At 38.4% G+C, this 5202-nt stretch carries 6 protein-coding genes; 5 read left to right on the top strand and 1 reads right to left on the bottom strand.

The genetic code is table 11. The features are described 5' to 3' along the window. On the top strand, positions 1–331 hold a 331-nt coding region (locus H540_RS0121410), incomplete at its 5' end, for an RNA-guided endonuclease InsQ/TnpB family protein (protein ID WP_028402321.1). 141 nt (positions 332–472) lie between these two features. On the opposite strand, the gene H540_RS0121405 is transcribed toward H540_RS0121410, so the two are convergent. Further along, positions 473–1150, bottom strand: a complete 678-nt coding sequence (locus H540_RS0121405; protein ID WP_028402320.1) for a GntR family transcriptional regulator — start codon at positions 1148–1150, stop codon at positions 473–475. A gap of 590 nt (positions 1151–1740) precedes the next feature. Between H540_RS0121405 and H540_RS0121400 the strand changes: the two genes are divergently transcribed. From H540_RS0121400 to ystJ, 4 genes are all read left to right on the top strand, one after another. Beyond that, positions 1741–2730 (top strand): glutaminase, encoded by a 990-nt coding sequence (locus H540_RS0121400; RefSeq protein ID WP_034671638.1) that lies wholly within the window; start codon positions 1741–1743, stop codon positions 2728–2730. 267 nt (positions 2731–2997) lie between these two features. Next, a complete protein-coding gene (locus H540_RS0121395; protein ID WP_028402318.1) occupies positions 2998–3525 on the top strand; it encodes an acyl-CoA thioesterase in 528 nt (175 codons plus the stop codon). A gap of 351 nt (positions 3526–3876) precedes the next feature. Then, positions 3877–4035, top strand: coding sequence for a hypothetical protein (locus H540_RS34120; RefSeq protein WP_169729584.1), 159 nt, complete (start codon positions 3877–3879; stop codon positions 4033–4035). A 228-nt stretch (positions 4036–4263) separates the two neighbouring features. Continuing rightward, a partial coding sequence (gene ystJ / locus H540_RS0121385; RefSeq protein ID WP_028402317.1) for an NADP-dependent malic enzyme occupies positions 4264–5202 on the top strand: 939 nt, incomplete at its 3' end.

The raw sequence follows: 5202 nt of genomic DNA, 5'->3' as shown, positions 1-5202 counted from the left end.
CAAATTATCTAAACGATATGACTGTGTCGTGATGGAAGATCTCAATATGAAAGGAATGTCACAAGCCCTAAACTTTGGAAAGAGTGTAGCTGACAATGCTTGGGGCATGTTCACCACATTCCTGCGATATAAGTTAGAGGAACAGGGGAAGAGACTGATCAAAATCGACAAGTGGTTTCCTTCTTCCAAAACTTGTTCCTGTTGCGGTCAAGTAAAAGCAGAACTGTCTCTTTCTGAACGGACATTCCAATGTGAATGTGGATTCACGGCGGATAGAGACCACAATGCTTCTATCAACATCAAACGAGAAGGCTTACGTCTATTAGCATAAACATATAGAGCATGGAATAGGCTTGATAGCTAAGTGAATTTCGTACTATTAGGTACGATTACCTTAGAAGCCCCCACCTCTAAGCGTTAGCGTAGGTGGTGGGTAGTTCACGCGCCTGTCATTCGTTCACATAAGAATGTCCTAAAATATATCTTCCAGAGGCTGATACTGCATTTTATCAATTTTTAAATCCTGTAAACTAGTGTCCAGATGTTGATTAAGAAATTCTAATAGCAGTTTCTCATCTTTTTGTTCCATCAATTCAATCATTTTTTTATGTTCAGTATAAATATTATCGCTTTCTAAGCGAGAATAATGATAAACATCGTATAGCAATAAATACACATTGATTTGGTTAAATAACGTTTCAAGAAATTCACATAAAAATCGATTGTTTCCTTTCCGAGCCAAAAACAGGTGAAATTCCGTATTTATAGAAAGGTACTTGCTAATATCCTGTCTGTTGTATGCTTCTCTCCCGATTTCAATTAGTTGTTTCAATTGTGTAATATCCTCATTCTTTACATGAGAAAGGCCATATTTGACAGCTATTAATTCTAACTCTTTCCTTATTTCAAAAGCCTCAATCATTTCTTCTAATGTAGGTTGAATGACAAATGCTCCTCTATTAGGAATGCTATTAACCAATCCCTCAGCTTCAAGCTTCTTAATGGCATTTCTGATAGGAGTCCTGCTAATATTTAATTTGTCCGCAATGGTATTCTCAATAAGTTGCTTCCCAGGGAGAATTTTTCTATTAAGAATAGCATTTTTTAATAAGTCATAAACTACTTGTTCAATTGACTTTCTATCACTCATGTTACGATATCTCCCACCCTTTGAATTTTCTAATCTTATCTTACCATAAATGAAACCCATTTCCGTAATAACACGTTTTTTGTTTGTAAACAGTTTTTTTAATAAGATTATAAAAATGATATAGATGTATACAGCATGTTCATCTATATCATTACATATTACGTCCATTCGATACAACCAACAAGATTGTTCTACAATTTCGTTGACACATATAATTGGCCGTGATAAATTAATAATCACTGTTACATAATGATTGTGGGATTACTAAGAAAGAGCCTTTTCTCGGTATTCTTATTTCAGAAATGTGAGAATATTCCCGATGGAAAATTCAGAATATTAAGCCTATAGATTTTTGATGTACAACTATAAATACAGATAATAAGTTAACAATGAACATCAAAGTAAACATTAACTACTCAGCAGGTACTTTTTATTCGTAATAAACAACTTTATAACGAATTTTTTATGATAAAAAACATGTGGAATGTTCAGTATTTGGATTATGTTTTTGCTTGTATTCTGATAGAATTCGAGGTTTGCACCAGAACTAAGATTTATACTGTATACGCTTAAGGATGTGAGAGAATGTGATGCACAAGATCATAAAAGAGGACGCAATTCAGAATGATAGTCAAAGAAAAGCTTGTTTAGATGAATGGGTAACACATTATCGGCCCTATGCTGCTCAAGGACAAAATGCCAGCTATATTCCTGCTTTAAGAAAGGCGAACTCATCGCATTTAGGTATTTGCATGATTGAGTCAGATGGGACAATGATAAAGTCAGGGGATTGGGAGGTCCCTTTCACGTTGCAAAGTATATCAAAGGTGATCAGCTTTATGGCTGCATGCTTGAGCCGCAGTATTTCTTATGTGCTGGAACGGGTTGATGTGGAACCAACTGGAGACGCTTTCAATTCAATTATTCGTTTAGAAATGCATAAGCCAGGGAAACCGTTTAATCCTATGATCAATGCAGGAGCAATTACCGTATCTTCACTTCTTCCAGGAGAATCGCCGCAAAAAAAATTAGAGGTTGTGTACGCATTAATCGAAAAAATGATAGGAAAACGTCCAATCGTCAATGAAGAAGTATTTCGCTCCGAATGGCAAACAGCGCATCGAAATAGAGCTTTGGCTTACTATTTAAAAGAGACGGGTTTTTTAGAAGCGGAAGTGGAGGAAGCTTTAGAGGTTTACCTAAAACAATGTTCTATCGAAGTGAACACAGAAGACATAGCCTTGATTGGATTGATTCTTTCTCTAGATGGATATCATCCTATCCGTAAGGAACAAATTTTACCTAAAGAAGTAGCTAAATTAACGAAAGCCTTAATGCTTACTTGCGGGATGTACAATGCTTCAGGGAAATTTGCGGCTTTTGTTGGAGTACCAGCCAAAAGCGGTGTATCTGGAGGGATTATGGCACTGGCTCCTTCAAGCATTAGACGGGCATTACCTCTTCAAGGTGAATTTGGTATCGGTATATATGGACCAGCTATTGATGAATATGGCAATAGCTTAGCGGGTGGCATGCTATTGAAACATATAGCACAAGAATGGGATCTAAATATTTTCTAAAAGAAGAGGCTGGGTAAAAAATCTATCCAGTTTTAGACCTGCATATCCTGTTTATTCTTTTGAAAGGGTTTTCTCTACGTCACAACAATACCAAGTAGACATGCGCTTGGCTGCATATATGGTTGGAATAAGAAAAAATGGCAGAAGCATCCCATTTTCGTGGTTGGGTGTAAGGGGTTCTGTTGTTTCACTAGAAGTAATAGAAAATCGTCAAATCTTGGATTCGGTATGTATATGCAAGTTTATATGTTTTAAGGAGATGTGTTTATGGAAGCAAAATATTGCAGAGAATCCCGAGTTATACGAACAAGTCGCGTATTCCCAAACGATGTAAATAATCATAATACATTATTTGGCGGTCGATTAATGAGCGATTTGGATCAAGTCGCGTCCATTTCCGCAGCGCGCCATAGCCGAAGAGGATGTGTAACTGCTTCAACGGATTCAGTTGACTTTTTATATCCAGTTCGAACAACCGATTCAGTCTGTTTTGAATCGTATGTGACATGGACCGGTACATCATCCATGGAGGTTTTTGTAAAAATTATTGCCGAAGACTTAAAAAGCGGCGCGCGTACAATTGCAGCAACTGCACTATTAACATTTGTCGCACTTGATGAACATAAACGTCCAGCACCTGTTCCACAAGTCATTCCGGAAACAGAAGAAGAGAAAAAACTACATGAAACCGCGCCAGAGCGAGCAAGAATGCGTAAAGAAAGAAAACAAAAAAGCAAAGAGTTGGCCGACTTTTTAACGACAGATTATCCCTGGAAGCCTCCATATAGTTCATGATTCATTAGAGGATGATACAGACATCTATGAAGTTGAAACATATTCATACTGTCGATAAAAAAGAGATTATATACAACTGAATAAAAAAACCGTCTTTTTGTAGTGAGGAAAGAGCATCCGGCGGAGCATAGAAGCGGCCAAACCCTTTTCCTGTCCCATACAAGGGTAAACCAGAGAGAGAGGAAGCGAGTGCAGGCTGCCTTTTGTTCTGTATAGCAGCGGTTCATATGTCGAAATTATGAATTAGTTATATATAGATTCAGTAGGGTAAGCGAAAAATATAGTGCTTTTGAAGTTACTTATCAATATGTGAAAAGAGGAAAAGTTATCTTTTAATTGGAGGTATTTTTTATGTGGGTAATCACTGTCTATTCAAAGGAAAACACTACAATGTTTGAATTTGAAAAAGAAGAAGAAGCAAGAGAAGCTTTTGGGAAAATGCAAGGCTGCAAGATTCTTTCCGAGGTCGTTTACTTTAATGACCCTTGTTTCGCTTTAGCTACTGTTTAAGATCTTTATCATGATAACTAAGATGAAAAGGGGCTGAAATCCAAAAGCTATTTACACTTTTGGACCAGCCCGCTTCCTTTTTCTTCATATAGTCTTGTTTTATAGCTTTAGTCAATTATCTTTGTACCAGAACCAATAACATAGTCACATTTATTCGATAAAGTAAAGCTTCCATCCGTGGGGGTTTTATTCCGAAATTAAAAAATTCAACAAAGGGAGAGATATTGTATGTCCACTTTACGCGAAGAAGCATTAAAGATGCATAAAGAAAATCAAGGAAAGCTTGGTGTCCATTCTAAGGTTCCCGTACGTGATGCAAAAGATTTAAGCCTTGCTTATTCCCCGGGTGTGGCGGAGCCTTGCTTGGACATTCACGAGGACGAAAGCAAAGTATATGATTACACAATGAAGGGGAATCTCGTTGCTGTTGTCTCAGATGGAACAGCTGTACTCGGCCTTGGAAATATCGGCCCGAAAGCCGCTATGCCGGTCATGGAAGGAAAAGCGTTGCTTTTCAAATCATTTGCTGATGTGGATGCATTCCCTATTTGCTTAGATACAACTGACCCGGATAAAATTGTGGAGGTTGTCAAATTATTAGAGCCGACTTTCGGCGGAGTGAACTTAGAAGACATCGCAGCACCGCAATGCTTTGAAATTGAAGATCGTTTACGAAAAGTTTGTGATATCCCTATTTTCCATGATGACCAACACGGTACGGCGATCGTGACTGCTGCGGGGTTAATCAACGCTCTTAAACTGGCGAACAAAAAAATAGAAGATATTCGTGTCGTAGCAAACGGTGCTGGTGCCGCAGGCGTGGCGATTGTCAAGCTGCTCTTGCATATGGGTGTAAAAGATGTCATTTTATGTGATACAAAAGGAATCATTTATGAAGGCCGTCCGGTCGGCATGAATAAATTCAAAGAAGAAATGGCTCGCATCACAAATGAAGAACAAAAACAAGGTACATTAGCAGATGCGCTTGTTGGCGCTGATGTATTTGTTGGGGTATCGGCTGCAGGTGCCGTCACGAAAGAAATGGTTCGTTCCATGAACGAGAATCCGGTTATTTTTGCCATGGCAAACCCTGTACCGGAAATTATGCCAGAAGAGGCGAAAGAGGCTGGAGCGCTAGTAGTAGGGACAGGACGCTCTGATTTCCCA

Origin of the sequence: Ectobacillus panaciterrae DSM 19096 (assembly GCF_000430785.1) — a bacterium.
Taxonomy (GTDB): domain Bacteria; phylum Bacillota; class Bacilli; order Bacillales; family Bacillaceae_G; genus Ectobacillus; species Ectobacillus panaciterrae.
This window is presented reverse-complemented; position numbering and strand designations above follow the sequence as displayed.